Source organism: Thermoactinomyces sp. CICC 10521 (genome assembly GCF_016055135.1).
In the GTDB taxonomy this organism is placed as follows: Bacteria; Bacillota; Bacilli; order Thermoactinomycetales; family Thermoactinomycetaceae; genus Thermoactinomyces_A; species Thermoactinomyces_A daqus.
Genome location: NZ_JAECVZ010000005.1, coordinates 54,385 through 72,437, shown reverse-complemented (window position 1 = coordinate 72,437; position 18,053 = coordinate 54,385). Strand labels below are relative to the sequence as shown.

Sequence of the window (18,053 nt, the reverse complement as noted above, 5' to 3'; positions counted from 1 at the left end):
GCGTATGGGAAAAAGTCGGTTTGATCAGAACAGGGACGACTGAAGAATCAATTCTATGGGTATATCCCCGGCAAGCGGGGAGATTGTCCATTTTGCAGGGGGATCGTCCATTTTTTAGAAATGAAAGCGTTTTTATGACTTGTGCTGTTTTTTGAAAATGGATTTTGGTTAAGTTAAAATGGGAGTGATTTTGAGAAAAAAATTATCCGGAGGTTAACATGAATAAAATTCAGTTTGATTATTCCAGTGCCACTGTCTTTATGAACGAGCATGAACTGATGCAAATGCAGCCAGCCATCCGGATGGCCCACGATTTGCTACATAACGGGACAGGCGCCGGATCGGACTTTCTCGGTTGGGTAAATCTTCCTTTTCAATACGACAAGGAAGAATATGCCCGGATTAAAAAAGCAGCCGCCAAAATTCAGTCTGATTCGGACGCGCTGGTCGTAATCGGAATCGGCGGTTCCTATCTGGGTGCGCGTGCCGCGATTGAAATGCTTTCTCATACCTTCTATAACGAATTGCCGAAAGATAAACGTCGCACACCGCAAATTTATTTTGCCGGAAACCATATTTCTTCCACTTATTTGGCTCACCTTCTCGAACATTTGGAAGGCAAAGAGGTAAGTGTGAATGTGATTTCCAAGTCGGGAACGACGACCGAACCGGCCATCGCCTTCCGCATTATCCGTGAATATATGGAGAAGCGCTACGGAAAAGAAGAGGCGCGCCGCCGTATTTATGCCACAACGGACAAGGCCAAAGGAGCCTTGAAGAAGTTGGCCGATGAAGAGGGATACGAAACGTTTGTGATTCCCGATGATGTGGGCGGCCGGTACTCTGTTTTGACAGCGGTCGGACTTCTGCCGATTGCTGTCGCCGGGATCGATATCGATGAAATGATGGCCGGTGCGCAAGCAGGGGTGGAAGCATACCAAACACTGGATCTCGAAGCAAACCCGAGCTATCAATATGCAGCTGTGCGCAACATTTTATACCGCAAAGGAAAAACGACGGAGATCCTGGTTAACTACGACCCGGCGCTGCAGTATTTCAGTGAGTGGTGGAAACAGCTGTTTGGTGAAAGTGAAGGGAAGGACCAGAAAGGGATTTTCCCGGCGTCCGTCAACTTTACGACCGATCTGCACTCCATGGGTCAATACATCCAGGAGGGGCTGCGCAACATCTTTGAAACCGTCGTCTTTGTCGGAAAATCGCGCGAGTCGTTGCTCCTGCCAAAGGATGAGAGCGATTTGGACGGCCTGAACTATTTGGCCGGGAAAGATCTTGATTTCGTGAACAGCAAGGCCTTTGAAGGAACCATGCTGGCCCATGCGGATGGCGGAGTTCCCAACCTGGCGGTCAAAGTGGAGGAAATCAGTCCGTACACCTTTGGGGCGCTCGTCTATTTCTTTGAGAAGGCTTGCGGCATCAGCGGGTATTTATTGGGGGTAAATCCCTTTGATCAGCCGGGGGTTGAGGCGTATAAGAAAAACATGTTCGCCCTGCTCGGGAAACCGGGATTTGAAGCGCAGCGGGATGAACTGCTGAAACGCCTGAACAAGTAAAGCGAATGAGAATTCATGTCCAACCGGGCATGAAGTGATGTCCACAACCTTTTGCAGAAGGGGATTGGTGCTTTTCTGCGGCGGCTTGTTCCACGACGGGCCGGGCCAAGAGAAGCACCGGGATCCCTGACGGAATTCTATATGGGTTTTTAGACTTAACAAGTGAGCCATGTCCAACCGGGCATGGTTTTTTTTATTCAATTGGATTGCCTCGCCAAAAAGCGGGAGATCTGCGTTCTTATGGTCGGTCAGTCGTGCTCTGTTTCCACTCGATTTTAAAACTTCAACGTGAATATTTTTATTGTTGCTTGCATTGGCCGGTCAATCTGTTTATACTGTACATATACGATATATACACTTGGATGGGTTGAAGATGAAAATCATCATTTCGCAAACCGGAGACCAACCGATTTATGCCCAGATCGCGGTGCAAATCAAACATCAGATTTTCAACGGGATTTTGCAGAGCGGCGATGCCCTGCCCTCGATCCGCAAATTGGCCAAAGAACTGAAAGTGAGTGTCATCACAACCAAACGAGCGTATGAAGAATTGGAAAAAGAAGCGCTTATTCGGACCGTTGCGGGAAAGGGAACCTTTGTCACGGCCCATGACCAGTTTTTCCTGCATGAAAAGAGAGTGGAAGAACTGAAAGAAAAGTTGGGCCCCGCCATCAGAGAAGCGAAGGAAATCGGGTTATCCCTGCAGGAAGTGACGGCCCTGGTCGAAACTATCTTTCGGGAGGAAGCACCATGAGTTACATCTTGGATGTAAAGGATTTGCGTAAAGAATATAAGGGATTTTCCCTGGGCCCTTTGTCGTTTCAGCTGGAACCGGGCTATATCATGGGTTTGATCGGCCCAAACGGTTCCGGCAAAAGCACCACCATCAAAGCGATTCTCGGCTTGATCCGGCCGAACGGGGGTTCCATCCGCATTTTTGGCAAAGATCAGGCTAAAGAAATGCAGGCAATCAAACAGCAGATCGGATTTGTTTATGACCAGAACCATTTTTATGACGAGTTTACGATCGGGGAAATGAAGAAAGTGATTGCCGGATTTTACGAAGATTGGGATAATTCCTTGTTTTCGCAGTATATCGACCGGTTTAACCTGCCGGTGCGAAAAAAGATCAAAGAGTTTTCCAAGGGGATGAAAATGAAATTTTCCCTGGCCGTGGCCTTGTCCCACCATGCCAGACTGATCATCATGGATGAACCGACTTCAGGGCTTGACCCGATTTTTCGCAGCGAATTGCTCGATTTGTTGCTGGAGATCATTCAGGATGAGGAGAAAGCGATCTTCTTCTCTTCCCATATCACTTCTGATCTGGAACGGGTCGCTGATTATATCACGTTCATCCATAACGGAAATCTGATTTTCAGTGAGAGCAAGGATGACTTGCTGGATACCTACCGCATCGTCAAAGGCGGACCTGATCTTTTGGAGCCGTTGCAGGAAGAGGGGCTCTTGACGGGGGTTATCAACAACCAGTTTGGCTTTGAGGCGCTGACGGCGGATGTTGCAGCGGTCAACGACCGGTTTAAGGGCCAGGTTATCATGGAGAAGCCCAGTTTGGAACAAATCATGGTGCATATGGCAAGAGGTGAACAGTATGCGTAATCTTCTGTTAAAGGACTTGATTTTAACCACAAGGAATTGGCTTTTTCTTCTCCTGTGCACAGCGTTGCTGATTATTTTTGTCTTTGCCAATTCAACGCAAACAACGTTTTTCTATGCGATGGAAATATTTGTCATTTCCTATGCCCTTTTCAGTTCAGCCATTTCCTATGATGACAAAAATAACAGCGACATCCTTTTTAACAGTCTGCCCATAAAAAGAAGCCGGATTGTGATGGCCCGCTACCTCAGCCTGTTCATGTTTGTCCTGATCGGCACCTTTCTTTCCCTCCTCATCGGAGGGGTCAGTCAGGCAGTACATCCCGGCCTTTTCCAACCGTTAATGATGTCAGCACAGCAAAGTATGCTGATGGGAGCAATCAGTTTTTGGCTGACCAGCATACTCTACCTTCCCCTCTATTTTAAATGGGGATATCAAAAATCGAGGGTATTCAATGTTGCCATCTTTTTCTCTGTCTTCTTCATCCCGGTGATTATCGGCAGCCTTGAACGGGTGATTCCGCAAAGCATTCTCAAAAAAGCGATTGACTTTTTCAGGGGACAACCCGCCTGGATGCTGGAAACGGAGGGATTGTTGCTGGTTCTGCTCTTGGGATGTCTCTCCTGTTTCCTTTCTTGTGTGATCTATAACAAACGTGAATTTTAGCTAGAAAGGGAGTTGGCTTGATCAGCCGATTTAGGGATGGGGGCCATTCTTTGTTGCCGGCTGCTTCCGTCACAAAGGCCGCTGCAAAAATAGCACCCATCATCGCACAATTTGGCAATTCTCGGCAAATGCATGATACTTTCTCTTTCATCCCGGAAGGGACCACCATATCATTTCGGGTAAAACGTACGATCAGATATTTTTTCACAAACCGGCCGGCATTCCTGACGCTGAGGGGCAGCCGGTTTTATTTTTTGAACCCATTCATTCCCTCGATTATGGAAGAACCACTGGCTGCAATCTTTTGATATTGGGTCAGTTCACACTTCATAGTTAAATATTTACAAAAGGGCAGCCCAACGGTTAAGATGAAATGGAAAACAAAATTAATTAATTTAAATATAAAAGCAGTATTGATGTGATTTCCAAAAAACGTCCTGTATTATAATAGGAGAGGCAAAAGAAGCAGGTCAGACGGAAAGGAAAGGGGGGGACGGGATGCAAACAGGCAGTTTTCGCTGGATGAAATCGCTGAATAAATCAACCATTTTAAACATTATTCGTCTCCACGGCCCGATTTCCCGTGCCGAAATTGCGAAAATGACCAGATTAACCCCGCCGACCGTAACCAATATCGTCAGTGAATTATTGCAGGACCGGTTGATTGTGGAAAGCAATCTGGGCATTTCAACCGGCGGGCGCAAACCGATCATGCTAAAGATCAATTCATCCGGGTTTTACGTCATCGGCATTTATGCTCGGGCGAAAAAACTGGATGCGGCCGTGGCCAACCTGGATGGCAAGATCGTCTATGAGTGCTCCTGTTTTTTGCCGGACAACCCGGATGAGACGGCTTTTTTGCTGGAATTGAAACGTTTGTCGGAAAAGGCATTGGCGTTTGTCCGGCGCGAGGGGCAGCAAGCGCTCGGAATCGGTATCGGCATGCATGGCTTGGTTGATCCGCTGCAAGGGGAGTCGATTTATGCCCCCCATCTTCATCTGAAACGCGTTCCGGTCAAAAAATATCTGGAAACCGAGTTGAACGTGCTGGTGGAAATGGAAAACGATGTACGCTCTTTGGCGTTGGCGGAGAGCTGGTTTGGACAGGGGCGCGACCTGGCCAATTTTATCACGGTGAATATCAGTTCGGGAATCGGAGCGGGGATTATCCTGGATCACGAACTTTATCAGGGGGATTCCTATTCTGCCGGGGAGATCGGCCATACCACGATCGACATCGATGGTCCCAAGTGCAGTTGCGGGAATTACGGCTGCCTTGAAGCATTGGCATCAGGACCGGCGATGGTGGAACGGGCGAAAAGGGAGATCGAGCGGGGGCGAAAAAGCATACTGTGCGAAAAGCTTGAGGGAAATGCTGACGGGCTGACGGGTGAAGCCATTTATGAAGCAGCTCTCGACGGGGATTTGCTGGCGATTGACGTGCTGGCGGATACGGGAAGATTTTTGGGGGTGGGTTTGGCCAACCTCATCAACACCTTCAACCCTTCACGAATCATCCTTCACGGGGGTGTAACGCGCGCCGGGAGATTTATCATCGATCCTCTTTTGGAAACGGTAAGGTCGCGTGCTCTGGAGCGGCCGGCAGAACAAGTTTCCATTGTGGTGTCGGAGCTGGGCAAAAAGGCGACGCTGATCGGAGCGTTTACTCTCGTGCTCAAAAAGATTTTTGCTCCTGCCGGGGCAGCGGAAACGGATTAAAAAGAGCCTCAATGGCAAGAGGCTCCCCTTCACGCCGACAGACCATTCCCAAAAGAGGAAAGATTGATAAAATAATTGATTCATGTCATAATAATGAGACTGATCGCTTTTTAGTTTTGGGTAAATTGCGTTTAAACGAGTTTTTTTTCTTTTTTTTACATAATCTTGATTTTTATTTTCGGAAAGCGATCCAATTGGCAAAACAAACAAGTCGAAACCGAGGAGGAACAAAATGGATCGTTTAACGCTGATGATGAAGGAACTGACGGAAGCCAACGGAGTGGCCGGATTTGAAGGAACGGTCCGGCAAAAGATGGAGCAATATTTGAAACCGCTTTCAGAAGAAATTCTCAAGGATCGGCTCGGCGGTGTCGTCGGAAAAAAAACAGGGGATTCCAAAGGCCCCCGCGTTTTATTGGCCGGGCATCTGGATGAGGTTGGATTTATGGTCACCCGGATCACTGAGCGCGGATTTCTGCGTTTTCAGCCACTGGGTGGATGGTGGCCGCACAACGTGTTGGCCCACCGTGTTACGGTTCAATCGCGCCGCGGAGACTACATTGGCGTGGTCGGTTCAAAGGCGCCGCATGTTTTGACACCGGAAGAGAGAAGAAAAGTGCTCGATTTAAAGGATATGTTTATCGATGTGGGAGCCGGCAGCCGGGAAGAAGTGGAGGAAATGGGAATCCGCCCGGGAGATCCGGTTGTTCCCGTTTCTGACTTTTTTACTTTGAAAAACGGTGAGTTATGGGGTGGAAAGGCACTGGACAACCGGGCTGGCTGTGCCATGGCTGTCGAAGTGCTGAAAAACCTTCAGGATGAGGATCATCCCAATGTTGTCTTCGCAGGAGCGACGGTACAGGAGGAAGTGGGAATGAGGGGAGCTTCCACGCTTGCCCACCTGATCAAACCGGACATCGCTTTTGCCCTGGATGTCGGCATTGCTTATGATACACCTGGTTTTGAATCGTACCCGGGTGAAGCGGCTCTCGGCAAAGGCCCCCTTATATACTTGATGGATTTTACCATGATCGGGCACGGCGGATTGCGAAATTTGATCATTGAGACTGCGGAAGAGCTGGAGATTCCCTTGCAATATGATGCGCTTCTCAGAGGAGGAACCGATGGAGGCCGTTTCCATCTAAACGGGGGCGGCTGCCCGACAGTTGCTCTCGGATTTCCGACGCGGTATATTCACAGCCATAATGCGCTGATGTCGAGAACAGACTTTGAACAGGCCGTGCGGCTGGTGACGGCAGTGGTCAAAAAGCTGGACCACAAGCAAATGGAAAAGCTGTGCGGTTAGTCTTGCTTTACATCGAGGCGGGCTTTCCCTGCGATTTGCCCAAGCCTTCTTCAGGGCAGTGCCCCGGGACATAAAATGTTTCAGAGAACACGCTCTCTTGCGGAGGGCGTGTTTTTTATTTTCCATATACTGGGGAGAAGACAGGTGTGTAGGGGGAAGTTTTTGAGTGCCGGGCTCCGGTGAAAACCCACAGGCTTCATCCCCCGATCTCCGGGAAGGGAGAGACTTCTTGCGGTCAAACTTCAATCAGATCCGCGATTTTCCACTGTTTGGAATTTTTGTTTTGCAGCAGAGACAAAGTCTGCCCGATTTTAATCATCCTTTGCCGGATCCAGTATTTGGTTAAACAATACTCTGCGGGAGAAGTGAATGGAAATCATCTCTGTTGAAAAAAATAAGAGGGAATCAAAAGAAGGCATACAGAGCCGGCCTTGGACATATTTTTCCATATTTAATCGCCTGGAATCACAGGGAAATATTTCCAAAAATATATTGTTGAAAAATCTGTTTATTTTTTTTAATATTGATATAGATTTTTTTAATAAATTCCTATAGCGTGGCTTAATTTTCTAAACTTTCTAATCGACACTGGGTGATTTTTAGCAAAAGCAGAGAGGCTGTCTGTCGATGCTGCTCCTAGGGGTCGTCCCTTGTATCAGACTGAATTTTTTCAATTGATTAGCAAATGCCGATTCAGATTGGCTTATTTTGCTAAAAATAATTTTGGTTGGGGGAAGCTGAGGAAGATGAATTTATTTCGTAAAAAAAATGTCAAGTCGATGTTGGACATGGCACAGGGAAAGAGCAAGCTGAAACGGGATTTGACCGCTTGGGATCTGACCTTGCTGGGGATTGGAGCCATCATCGGTACCGGTATTTTTGTTCTGACCGGAACCGGTGCGGTAAAAGCGGGGCCGGCACTTGTCATTTCCTTTATTCTTGCGGCAGTTGCCTGTGGATTGGCCGCTTTGTCCTATGCGGAACTTGCCTCGCTAGTGCCTGTATCCGGTTCCGTGTACACGTACAGCTATGCCACTCTTGGAGAGCTGATTGCCTGGATTATCGGATGGGATCTCGTCCTCGAATATTTATTTGCGGTCAGTTCGGTTTCCGTCGGGTGGTCGGGTTACTTTCAATCGCTGTTGTCCGGATTCGGCATCAACTTGCCGGAGGCATTGACCGCAGCGCCGGGAGTGCCGGGGAAATCAGGAATTTTTAACCTGCCGGCGTTTCTGATTGTAATGATTATTACGTTTTTGTTATCCCGCGGCATTCGTGAATCGAAAAAAGTGAACAACCTGATGGTGATTATCAAAATCTTGGTTGTCTTGCTCTTTATCGCGGTCGGAATCGGCTATGTGAAACCGGCTCACTGGTCTCCGTTTGCTCCGTTTGGTTTCAGCGGAATCTTTCAGGCGGCGGCTCTCGTCTTTTTTGCTTATGTCGGATTTGACGCGGTGGCCGCGGCCGCAGAGGAAACGCGCAACCCCAAAAAAGATTTGCCGAAAGGCTTGCTCTTTTCGCTGGGAATTTGCACATTGCTGTATGTCATCGTCACTCTCATTATGACCGGGATCGTTCATTATCAACAATTTAACCAGAACATGGATCATCCGGTTTCGCTCGCGCTCGAAGTGGCTCATCAAAACTGGGCGGCTGGCATTGTTGACCTCGGGGCCATTATGGGGATGACGACGGTGATTCTGGTTATGCTTTACGGACAGACGCGGATTTTCTTCTCCATGTCGAGAGACGGACTGTTGCCGAAAGTCTTTTCCCAGGTTCACCCGCGTTTTAAAACCCCTTACAGCAGCACCTGGCTCCTGGGGACGATCGCCGCTTTTATCGGGGCACTGCTCCCGCTGGACAAGTTGGCTGAACTGGTTAACATCGGAACCTTGTCGGCTTTTGCCCTCGTTTCCGTCGGCGTGATTGTCCTGCGGTACAAGCAGCCCGATCTGCCAAGGGCATTCCGCTGTCCGGGTGTTCCTTATTTGCCCGGTCTGGCCGTGCTTGCCTGTTTGTTCCTGATGTCACAGCTGAAATGGATCACTTGGGTGGCATTCCTCGTTTGGCTCGGCATCGGCTTGATCGTGTATTTCCTCTATTCGCGCAAACATTCGCTGTTAAATCAAGAAAAATAAGAGGTCATGGAGCCAATCACCTATGGCGGCTCTCCTGAATCTTTCGGGGGAGCCGCTTTTTTTGTTCATTGAAATGTCTGAATTCTGCCTCCTGATGGATAAACAGTAGATCGAAAACGTTTCATTTGATTATGATGGAAAGAGAACAAATTGGATGAAAGGGTTTAAAGACATGGAAAACAGAGTAACGGTGTTGAGCATGACGGGTTATGGACACGGGGAAGCAGAGGAAAATGGCATCCGCTTCGTCACGGAAATCCGTTCGACCAACCATCGTTTTTTGGATATTGTCATTCGCATTCCGCAGGGTTGGCTCTGTTTGGAAGACCTCGTGCGAAAACAGGTGCAAAAGGTTGCACGGCGGGGAAGAATTGATGTCTTCATCACGATTGAAGGAATCCGGCCGCCTGAGCGCAACGTGCAATTGGACTGGAATTTGCTGCGCGGCTTTTTGCAGGCCGGCAAAATCGCCGAACAGGAGTGGGGCATCCGGGCAGAACTGACCCTGGCTGATTTGCTTCAAAAGCCGGAGCTTTGGCTGATCGATGAAGTGAAATGGGATGTGGAAAAGTACCGTGCGGCGTTTCTCTCTTCGGTTGACGGGGCGCTGAAGGAGCTGAGACAAATGAGGGAGCAGGAAGGGAATCATTTGGGGCAAGATCTGACCGGGCGCCTGCAAACATTGAGTAAAATAGTGGAGGAAATCGAACGGGAGACGCCGATCGTGGCCGAACATGTGAAAAAACGGTTGAAGACAAGGCTGGAGGAGATGCTGGGGGATCTGGAAACCGATCCGGACCGCCTGCTTACCGAAGTGGCGATCTGGGTGGAAAAAGCAGACATCACTGAAGAGTTGACGAGACTGAAAAGCCACATGAGCCAGTTTGAAAAGGCTCTTTCCCAAAGTGAACCGGTTGGGCGCCGCCTCGATTTTCTTGTGCAGGAAATGAATCGCGAAGTGAATACCATCGGTTCCAAGGCGAACCTGCCAAGCATCAGCTCCCGGGTTGTGGACTGTAAGAGTGTTCTGGAAAAAATCAGAGAACAAGTGCAAAACATTGAGTAAAACATTGATTCGGACGGAAAAACGATCTAAAATAGCCTAGTAGGCTGGAAATGCGTTTTTTTTCTTTCATTCCTTTAATTTGGTATTTTTTACCTTATGAAGCGCAACTTTCAGAGCCGGGAATGTTTTCCATTCCCGCTTCGAAATACGATTGATCTCAAATTGGGTGAGGAGGTACTCAAACTTGGGTATCAAATTAATTAATATTGGTTTCGGCAATATTGTTTCGGCCAACCGGATTGTCTCCATTGTCAGTCCGGATTCCGCCCCGATCAAGCGGATCATTCAGGAAGCGCGCGAACGGGGTGTTTTGATCGATGCTACATATGGCCGCAGAACGCGTGCGGTCATCATCACGGACAGCGATCATGTGATCCTGTCAGCGGTACAGCCGGAGACGGTGGCTCACCGGCTGGCCAGCAAAGAACATCATGAAGAGATTGTTGAATAGGAAAGGACTTTTCTATGAAGGCGAATTATTTGCGTGAAGGACTGTTGATCGTGGTTTCGGGCCCGTCCGGTGTCGGAAAGGGAACGGTTTGTTCGGCACTTCGCAAAAAAATGCCGGAACTGACCTATTCCATTTCCGCTACGACCCGCCCGCCGCGTGAATCGGAAGTGGACGGAGTCAACTATTTTTTCAAGACCGTACCCGAGTTTAAAAAGATGATTCAAAACGACGAACTGATTGAATGGGCGCAATATGTGGGAAACTATTACGGAACTCCCCGGCGGTTTGTCGAGGAAACGCTGGCTTCCGGACAGGACATTTTACTGGAGATTGAGGTACAAGGAGCCATGCAGGTGCGGGAGAAATTTCCCCAGGGCATTTTCATTTTTCTGGTACCTCCTTCCTTTGAAGATTTGAAGCGCCGCATTTTAAACCGGGGCACGGAAACGGAAACCTCTCTGGCTCACCGCTTGGATGCCGCAACCGATGAGCTGAAACAGATCGAGCGCTACGATTACGTGGTGATCAATGATGAGGTGGAGCAAGCCTGTGAACGAATCCGGGCGATCATCACGGCCGAACATTGCCGGAAAGACCGCCTGATCTTAAGCGAATAGATGGGAGGAAGGAAAATGCTTTATCCATCCATTGATTTGTTGATGAAAAAAGCGGACAGCAAATATTCGTTGGTCGTTTTGGCGGCAAAGCGGGCGCGCCAACTGCTCGACGGGCAGGAGCCCCAAATCAAGCCGCATTCGAAAAAATATGTGGGGATGGCTTTGGAAGAGATCGCCGATGATCTCCTCGTGCCGGAACATCCGCACAAAGGATAAAGGCATGCCGATCAGGGGAACGTGCAAAGAGGAAACGGTTCCCCTGATCGTTTTGCTTGTTTTTGACGGCAACCTGTTTAAAAGGTTGTTCTTTTTGTGAGAAGAAGCGGATTGCGCTGAAACCCCGGAATGTCATATCTCCCGAATGAATAGCGCGAACAGTTTTTCCGGGGGAACGAAGGAAGGGAGAGGGGGATTGCCATGAAGGAAAAACGGATCGTGCTCGGTGTCACAGGTGGGATCGCTGCTTTTAAAGCCGCTTCTGTCGCCAGCGGGCTTGCGCAACGCGGATATGATGTGAGAGTGATTATGACCAAGTCGGCAACTCAATTTATCACCCCTCTTACAATGCAGATCTTGTCCCGGCATCATGTGGCAGTCGACACCTTTGATGAATATAATCCCGAAGTGGTGAACCATATCGATCTGGCCGATCACGCCGATTTGTTTATCATTGCCCCGGCGACGGCCAATATCATTGCCAAAATGGCCCTTGGACTCGGGGATGACATGCTGTCGACAACCTTATTGGCCACGCAAGCCCCGATCGTGGTTGCACCGGCGATGAACGTACATATGTACGAAAATCCGGTCGTGCAAAAAAATCTCGCGACCCTGAGAGAGCGGGGCGTCTTTTTCATTGAACCGGGGCAAGGGCATCTGGCCTGTGGTTATGTGGGAAAAGGACGCATGGCAGAGCCTGAGGAAATCATCTCGTGGGTGGAAACGTTTTTTGCCGGAGGGAAACCGCTCGCCGGAAAAACGGTGCTGATCACGGCGGGACCGACGCAGGAACCGATCGACCCGGTGCGCTACATCTCCAATCACTCTTCCGGCAAGATGGGATTTGCCCTGGCGGAAGCAGCCGCCAAGGCCGGGGCGGAAGTCATCTTGATCGCCGGGCCGGTTTCGCTGCAAACACCGGAGAGGGTGAAAAGAATCGACGTCGTGCGGGCTTTGGAAATGAGAGAAGCGGTTTTACACTATTTGCCGCAAGCCGATATTATAATAAAAGCAGCCGCTGTATCCGATTACCGGCCGTTGCAGGAACATGGGCAAAAGCTGAAAAAAACGGCGGATCAACTGACCCTCACGCTGACGAAAACGGAAGATATCGCCAGCGAAGTGGGAAAGAGAAAAAATGAGCATCAACTATTCGTGGGATTTGCCGCAGAAACACAGCGGGTTGAGGATTATGCCAGAGAGAAGCTCGAGCGCAAGGGGATGGACCTGATTGTGGCGAATGATGTGACCTTACCGGGAGCGGGCTTTGGAACGGAAACGAATATCGTGACGGTTTATGACCGGCAGGGAAAAGTTCTGTCGTTGCCGCTGATGAGCAAGGCCGAAGTGGCAGCGGAAATCATCCGGCTGATCGGAGAACGCTTGCATGGGAACTGATGCCGGTTTGATTGCTGAAGTGATTGTCGATGTACCGGCCAAAGCCACCGACCGTCCCTATGATTACCGGATTCCGACTGAACTTTTTACGGAGGTGCAGATCGGCAGCCGGGTAAAAGTGCCGTTTGGCCCGCAGAAACGGATCGGTTATGTGGTCAATATCAAAGAACGGCCCGCTGCCGGACGCCTGAAATCGATTCAGGAGGTAATGGATTTTGCGCCCCCGCTCACTCCGGAACTGGTGCAGCTCGGGTTTTTTATGGCCAATGAGTATTTGTGCCGTACGATTACCGCTCTCCAATCGATGATTCCTGCCGTACTGAAGGGAACCTACCAAAAAATCGTCCGTCTGCACCCGGAGGCCGGACGAAAAGAAGAAACGCTGCTCAGCCTTTCTGCCAAGTCATTATTGGTTCACCTGCGCGAGCAGGGGGAGTGCGCATGGGAGGATGCTCTCCGTTTTGCAGGAGTGGATGCCTCTCTCCTGAGGCAACTGAGCGAGGAGAAATGGGTGGTTTTGGAGGAGAGAGTCGGCGATCGTGTCACGAAGCAAAAAGTGATCTTCGTCCGGCCCAAAAAACCGGAGGAATTGGCAAACGCCGCTGCTTCCCTGTCGGCCCGGGCGGTCAGACAAAAAGAAGTGCTCCGTTTTTTTGAAAAAAGGCCGCGAGAGATCGCGTTGCCCGATTTGCTGTCAGAACTGGGTGTCGCCCGTTCCACCGTAAAAACGCTGGTCGAGGCGGGATTTCTTGAATGGGAGGAACGGGAGTTGTATCGCGATCCCTTTGCCCATCGCCAGTTTGAGCGGACCGCTCCTTTGCCGCTGACGCCTGAGCAGTATCAAGCCTTTGCGTCGATCGTGGCCCCGATCAGGGAACGCTGTTTCCGCTCCATTTTGCTTCACGGGGTGACGGGGAGCGGAAAAACGGAAATTTACCTGCAGGCGATCGCCGAAGTGATGCAGCAGGGGCGGGAAGCGATTGTACTGGTTCCGGAAATCTCGTTGACACCGCAGATGGTCGACCGTTTTAAAAGCCGGTTTGGCGATCTGGTGGCCGTGTTGCACAGCGGGCTTTCCGGCGGAGAACGCTATGATGAATGGCGCAAAATCCGGTTGGGTAAGGTTAAAGTGGCAATAGGAGCCCGCTCGGCGATTTTTGCCCCATTCCAAAATGTGGGGCTGATCATCATCGACGAAGAACACGAATCCTCTTATAAACAAGAAGAGAATCCGAAGTATCACGCGCGGGACGTTGCCCTGTGGCGGGCACAACACCATGGGGCTGCCCTGGTTCTCGGTTCGGCCACTCCGGCGGTGGAAACGGTTGTGAGCGCACAGCAGGGATGGCATGAGTGGGTGCAGTTGAAAGAGCGGGTAAAAGGAAGACCGTTTCCGCAGATGGAGATTGTCGATATGCGGGAAGAATTGCGCAAAGGAAACCGTACCATGTTCAGCGAGCGGTTGAAGGAGGAATTGCTTTCCTGTGTCAACCGGGGGGAACAGGCGGTTTTATTCCTCAACCGCCGCGGTTTTTCCACTTTTGTCATGTGCCGGGAATGCGGCGAAGCGCTAGTCTGCCCCCACTGTGACATCTCGCTTACCTACCATCAGACCAACCGGACGGTGCGTTGTCACTATTGCGGTTTTGCCCAGCGGATGCCGGGGGCGTGTCCGCATTGCCAAAGCAAACATATCCGTCATTTCGGCACGGGTACGCAACGGGTCGAAGAAGAACTGGCACGGCGTTTTCCCGGTCTGCGTGTGATTCGCATGGATGTGGACACCACCAGCCGGAAAGGGGCGCACGAACGGTTGCTCAACGCATTTGGCTCCGGAAAAGCGGATGTTTTGCTGGGAACGCAAATGATCGCCAAAGGATTGGACTTTCCGCAGGTGACGCTGGTCGGGGTGATCGCCGCCGATTCCATGCTGCATCTTCCGGATTTTCGGGCTGCCGAACGGACGTTTCAATTGTTGACGCAAGTGAGCGGCCGGGCCGGGAGGCATGAAAAGCCGGGCCGGGTGATCATTCAAACATACAGCGCTGACCATTACAGCATTGAACGGGCCGTTGAGCATGACAGCGACGGTTTTTACCGACAGGAAAGCATCATTCGGAAACAGCATGGATATCCTCCTTTTTACGGCTTGTTTACCCTCTTGTTAAGCCATCCGGATCGCGTTTCCCTGATGCGGCAGGGACAGGAAATGGCGCGTTTTCTGGGAAAGAATTTACCGAAGCGGACGCGGCTCCTGGGTCCCGTTCCCGCGCCGATTCCGAGGCTGAAAGATCGTTATCGTTTGCAAATGTTGATCAAATATCCCCCTTTGGATGAAGTAACCGCAGAAAAGTGCAAAATTTGCTTGCGGGAACTGGAGATGCGGATCGATGACGGGGATTTAAGGTTCAGCATAGATCGAGATGGAATTGTTTGGGAAAGGAGTTTTCATGAAAATGGCCATTCGTAAAATTGTGCAATATCCCGATCCCGTCCTGAAACAAAAGGCAAAGCCGGTGACCAAATTTCACGCGCGCTTGGCGAAATTGCTCGATGATATGGCGGAGACGATGTATGACGCTCGTGGCGTTGGATTGGCTGCGCCGCAAGTCGGAATCCTGAAGCGGGCAATTGTGGTCGATGTCGGAGAAGGGCTGATTGAAATGGTAAATCCGGAAATCGTCGAGAAAAAGGGAGAACAGATTTCTCCGCCGGAAGGCTGCCTCAGCATTCCCAATCTGCTCGGGGAAGTGCGCCGGGCCAACTGGATCAAGGTCAAAGGGCAGGATCGCCACGGAAATCCGGTGGAAATCGAGGCGGAAGGATACCTGGCGCGTGCCTTCCAACATGAAATCGATCATCTGAACGGCGTTTTGTTTATTGATGTGGCTGAACGCGTGTTCCGCCCGGATGAAGAGGAGGAAGAGGATTGACGGATCAAGTCAAAGTCTTGTTTATGGGAACTCCGGATTTCGCCGTTCCCTCCTTGGAATCGCTGGTACGGGAAGGCTATCATGTGATCGGGGTGGTGACCCAGCCTGATCGGCCCAAGGGCCGCAAGAAAGAATTGACTCCTCCCCCGGTTAAGATGGCGGCGCAAAAGCTGGGACTGCCCGTTTACCAGCCGGAAAAGTTGCGCGATCCGGAAGCGGTGGAAAGAGTATTGTCGCTGAAGCCGGATTTGATCGTCACAGCCGCCTACGGGCAAATTTTGCCGGAAGCTATTTTAAAGGAACCCAAATTCGGCTGCATTAACGTCCACGCTTCCCTCCTGCCGAAATATCGTGGGGGAGCCCCGATCCATCACGCGATCATCAACGGGGAGAAAGAAACCGGCATCACGATCATGTATATGGTCAAAGCGCTGGATGCGGGAGATATCATTTCACAACGCTCCATTCCGATCACGGATGATGATGATGTCGGAACCATGCATGAGAAGCTGAGCGTCCTCGGAGCTGAACTGTTGACGGAAACGTTGCCTCTGCTTCTGGAAGGCAAGATAACAGCGGTCAAACAGGATGAAAGTCAGGTAACCTATGCGCCCAATATTACGCGTGATGATGAAAAAATCGATTGGACACGCACGGCCATGGAACTTTGGAATCAGGTGCGAGGCCTTTATCCTTGGCCTGTCGCCTTTACCACTTGGAAGAATCAGCCGTTTAAAATTTGGCGGGCGAAGCCGGTTGAAAAACAGGCTACGGCCGAACCCGGGACAGTGGTGCAGATTGATGAAGCCGGGATTTTGGTCGCGACCGGAGGCGGACATTTGCTGTTGCAGGAGGTGCAGCCGGCGGGAAAACGCAGGATGCCGGTGGCTGAATTCGTGCGCGGGCGGCAGATGACGGTTGGAGAACAGTTAGGGGATCGGAAATGAAGAAAGCCACAGCCCGGGAAGTTGCGCTTGATATTCTGATTGAATATGAAGAAAGGCACTCATACAGCAATCTTCTCTTAAACCATGCTCTGGAAAAAAGCGGGCTGGATGACCGGGACAAGCGCCTGGTGACCGAGCTGGTGTACGGGACGATTCAGCGGATGAATACGCTTGATTGGATATTAAATTCCCTGGTTAAAAAAGGAACCGGTTCATTGGAGCCCTGGGTGGGCCAGCTGTTGCGCCTGGGAATTTATCAACTGGCCTATCTGGATAAAATTCCTTCCCGTGCAGCCGTTCACGAAACCGTACAGATCGCCAAAAAGAGAGGACATAAGGGGATTTCCGGATTGGTTAACGGAGTGATGCGGTCCTATCTGCGGCAGAAGGAGAGACTGACGCCTTCCGCCTTTCCGAAGAACATCAAGGAAAAAGCCCTTTATTATTCCCATCCGGAATGGATGGTGCGCCGGATGGAAGAAGTATACGGTGAAGAAGAATCCCGCCTGATGTTCACTTCCAATCATGTTCCGCCCAAAGTAAACATTCGCGTCAACTCCCTGCGCCTGACGCGGGATCAATTTATTGAAAAATGGGGAAGGCAGCAGGAGGGGAAGGCCCTCCCCTCTCCTGTTTCACCCGACGGCATCCGGATCGAGCGAGGCGGGAATCCGGCTTTCTCCTTGCTGTTCCGGGAAGGAGACTGTTCAATTCAGGATGAAAGTTCCATGTTGGTCGCTCCGGCGCTTGATCCGCGGCCGGGGATGAAGGTGCTCGATGTTTGTGCGGCCCCGGGCGGGAAAACGATGCATATGGCGGAACGGATGAAGAATGAAGGTTCCATTTTGGCTTGTGATATTCATGAGCATAAATTGGAGCTGATCTCTTCCAATGCAAACCGGCTGGGGATTACCATTGTCACTCCGAAAAAGGCGGACGGAAGGGAGCTGGGCAAAGAGATCGCCAGGGAGACTTTTGATGCCATTCTGCTGGATGCCCCTTGCTCCGGGCTGGGGGTGATTCGCCGCAAACCCGATATCAAATGGAGCAAAGAAGCCAGGATGATCGACCCGCTGGTGCAGATGCAGAAGGAGTTGCTGGAAGCAGTTGCGCCGCTTCTGAAACCGGGCGGAGTGCTCGTCTACAGCACCTGCACCATTGAACCGCGTGAAAACCAGGAGCAGGTCGAGGCCTTTTTATCCCGCCATCCGGAGTTTTTTGCCGATGAAAAATGGCAGGAAAACCTGCTTCCGCTCGTGCGGGAGCGTGCCATCATCGCCGGTGGATGGCTGCAAATCCTGCCGCATCATTTTATGAGCGACGGTTTTTTTATCGCCCGGATGATCAAACGGCCATCGTGAAGACATGGCCCGAAACGGGACGACGACGGAAGGAGCC

The 18,053-nt window shown here is 50.7% G+C and carries 16 protein-coding genes; all 16 read left to right on the top strand.

Translation table 11 applies throughout. From position 1 onward, the window contains the following. Positions 1–218 precede the first annotated feature (218 nt). Positions 219–1,571, top strand: coding sequence for a glucose-6-phosphate isomerase (locus I8U17_RS05515; protein WP_198055672.1), 1,353 nt, complete (start codon positions 219–221; stop codon positions 1,569–1,571). Between the two features lie 373 nt (positions 1,572–1,944). Continuing rightward, positions 1,945–2,325 (top strand): GntR family transcriptional regulator, encoded by a 381-nt coding sequence (locus I8U17_RS05510; protein WP_033100273.1) that lies wholly within the window; start codon positions 1,945–1,947, stop codon positions 2,323–2,325. Further along, positions 2,322–3,191, top strand: coding sequence for an ABC transporter ATP-binding protein (locus I8U17_RS05505; RefSeq protein WP_198059134.1), 870 nt, complete (start codon positions 2,322–2,324; stop codon positions 3,189–3,191). Before I8U17_RS05510 ends, I8U17_RS05505 begins: the two co-directional genes overlap by 4 nt. Next, positions 3,184–3,855, top strand: coding sequence for an ABC-2 transporter permease (locus I8U17_RS05500; RefSeq protein ID WP_033100275.1), 672 nt, complete (start codon positions 3,184–3,186; stop codon positions 3,853–3,855). The genes I8U17_RS05505 and I8U17_RS05500 overlap by 8 nt, the downstream gene beginning before the upstream one ends. Positions 3,856–4,353: 498 nt before the next feature. After that, positions 4,354–5,574 (top strand): ROK family transcriptional regulator, encoded by a 1,221-nt coding sequence (locus tag I8U17_RS05495; protein WP_033100277.1) that lies wholly within the window; start codon positions 4,354–4,356, stop codon positions 5,572–5,574. 232 nt (positions 5,575–5,806) lie between these two features. Next, positions 5,807–6,880 carry a M42 family metallopeptidase gene (locus I8U17_RS05490; protein ID WP_198059133.1) on the top strand — a complete coding sequence of 358 codons (1,074 nt, stop codon included), beginning with the start codon at positions 5,807–5,809 and terminating at the stop codon, positions 6,878–6,880. 746 nt (positions 6,881–7,626) lie between these two features. Next, positions 7,627–9,024 carry a branched-chain amino acid transporter BcaP gene (gene bcaP, locus I8U17_RS05485; RefSeq protein WP_033100318.1) on the top strand — a complete coding sequence of 466 codons (1,398 nt, stop codon included), beginning with the start codon at positions 7,627–7,629 and terminating at the stop codon, positions 9,022–9,024. Positions 9,025–9,178: 154 nt separating this feature from the next. Then, entirely contained in the window at positions 9,179–10,090 is a 912-nt protein-coding gene (locus tag I8U17_RS05480) for a YicC/YloC family endoribonuclease (RefSeq protein ID WP_052154070.1), read from the top strand. Positions 10,091–10,274: 184 nt separating this feature from the next. Further along, positions 10,275–10,541: an extracellular matrix/biofilm regulator RemA gene (remA, locus tag I8U17_RS05475; RefSeq protein ID WP_033100282.1), complete on the top strand. Its 267-nt coding sequence runs from the start codon at positions 10,275–10,277 to the stop codon at positions 10,539–10,541. 14 nt (positions 10,542–10,555) lie between these two features. After that, positions 10,556–11,158, top strand: coding sequence for a guanylate kinase (gmk, locus tag I8U17_RS05470; RefSeq protein WP_033100283.1), 603 nt, complete (start codon positions 10,556–10,558; stop codon positions 11,156–11,158). 15 nt (positions 11,159–11,173) lie between these two features. Then, entirely contained in the window at positions 11,174–11,374 is a 201-nt protein-coding gene (gene rpoZ, locus I8U17_RS05465; protein WP_033100284.1) for a DNA-directed RNA polymerase subunit omega, read from the top strand. A gap of 201 nt (positions 11,375–11,575) precedes the next feature. Beyond that, positions 11,576–12,775: a bifunctional phosphopantothenoylcysteine decarboxylase/phosphopantothenate--cysteine ligase CoaBC gene (gene coaBC / locus I8U17_RS05460; protein WP_198059132.1), complete on the top strand. Its 1,200-nt coding sequence runs from the start codon at positions 11,576–11,578 to the stop codon at positions 12,773–12,775. After that, positions 12,765–15,245, top strand: coding sequence for a primosomal protein N' (gene priA, locus I8U17_RS05455; RefSeq protein ID WP_052154071.1), 2,481 nt, complete (start codon positions 12,765–12,767; stop codon positions 15,243–15,245). The genes coaBC and priA overlap by 11 nt, the downstream gene beginning before the upstream one ends. After that, a complete protein-coding gene (def, locus tag I8U17_RS05450) occupies positions 15,232–15,708 on the top strand; it encodes a peptide deformylase (protein WP_033100286.1) in 477 nt (158 codons plus the stop codon). Before priA ends, def begins: the two co-directional genes overlap by 14 nt. 23 nt (positions 15,709–15,731) lie before the next feature. Next, positions 15,732–16,655: a methionyl-tRNA formyltransferase gene (gene fmt / locus I8U17_RS05445; RefSeq protein ID WP_198055728.1), complete on the top strand. Its 924-nt coding sequence runs from the start codon at positions 15,732–15,734 to the stop codon at positions 16,653–16,655. Continuing rightward, positions 16,652–18,016: a 16S rRNA (cytosine(967)-C(5))-methyltransferase RsmB gene (rsmB, locus tag I8U17_RS05440; RefSeq protein ID WP_033100287.1), complete on the top strand. Its 1,365-nt coding sequence runs from the start codon at positions 16,652–16,654 to the stop codon at positions 18,014–18,016. The genes fmt and rsmB overlap by 4 nt, the downstream gene beginning before the upstream one ends. Positions 18,017–18,053 lie beyond the last annotated feature (37 nt).

Excerpts from the sequence above, each read along its gene's own strand:
- I8U17_RS05500 (WP_033100275.1), top strand. The coding sequence starts at position 3,184 with ATGCGTAATCTTCTGTTAAAGGACTTGATTTTAACCACAAGGAATTGG.
- bcaP (WP_033100318.1), top strand. The coding sequence starts at position 7,627 with ATGAATTTATTTCGTAAAAAAAATGTCAAGTCGATGTTGGACATGGCA.
- gmk (WP_033100283.1), top strand. The coding sequence starts at position 10,556 with ATGAAGGCGAATTATTTGCGTGAAGGACTGTTGATCGTGGTTTCGGGC.
- I8U17_RS05480 (WP_052154070.1), top strand. The coding sequence starts at position 9,179 with ATGAAAGGGTTTAAAGACATGGAAAACAGAGTAACGGTGTTGAGCATG.
- rsmB (WP_033100287.1), top strand. The coding sequence starts at position 16,652 with ATGAAGAAAGCCACAGCCCGGGAAGTTGCGCTTGATATTCTGATTGAA.
- fmt (WP_198055728.1), top strand. The coding sequence starts at position 15,732 with ATGGGAACTCCGGATTTCGCCGTTCCCTCCTTGGAATCGCTGGTACGG.
- I8U17_RS05505 (WP_198059134.1), top strand. The coding sequence starts at position 2,322 with ATGAGTTACATCTTGGATGTAAAGGATTTGCGTAAAGAATATAAGGGA.
- I8U17_RS05510 (WP_033100273.1), top strand. The coding sequence starts at position 1,945 with ATGAAAATCATCATTTCGCAAACCGGAGACCAACCGATTTATGCCCAG.
- rpoZ (WP_033100284.1), top strand. The coding sequence starts at position 11,174 with ATGCTTTATCCATCCATTGATTTGTTGATGAAAAAAGCGGACAGCAAA.
- coaBC (WP_198059132.1), top strand. The coding sequence starts at position 11,576 with ATGAAGGAAAAACGGATCGTGCTCGGTGTCACAGGTGGGATCGCTGCT.
- I8U17_RS05515 (WP_198055672.1), top strand. The coding sequence starts at position 219 with ATGAATAAAATTCAGTTTGATTATTCCAGTGCCACTGTCTTTATGAAC.
- def (WP_033100286.1), top strand. The coding sequence starts at position 15,232 with ATGGCCATTCGTAAAATTGTGCAATATCCCGATCCCGTCCTGAAACAA.
- priA (WP_052154071.1), top strand. The coding sequence starts at position 12,765 with ATGGGAACTGATGCCGGTTTGATTGCTGAAGTGATTGTCGATGTACCG.
- I8U17_RS05495 (WP_033100277.1), top strand. The coding sequence starts at position 4,354 with ATGCAAACAGGCAGTTTTCGCTGGATGAAATCGCTGAATAAATCAACC.
- I8U17_RS05490 (WP_198059133.1), top strand. The coding sequence starts at position 5,807 with ATGGATCGTTTAACGCTGATGATGAAGGAACTGACGGAAGCCAACGGA.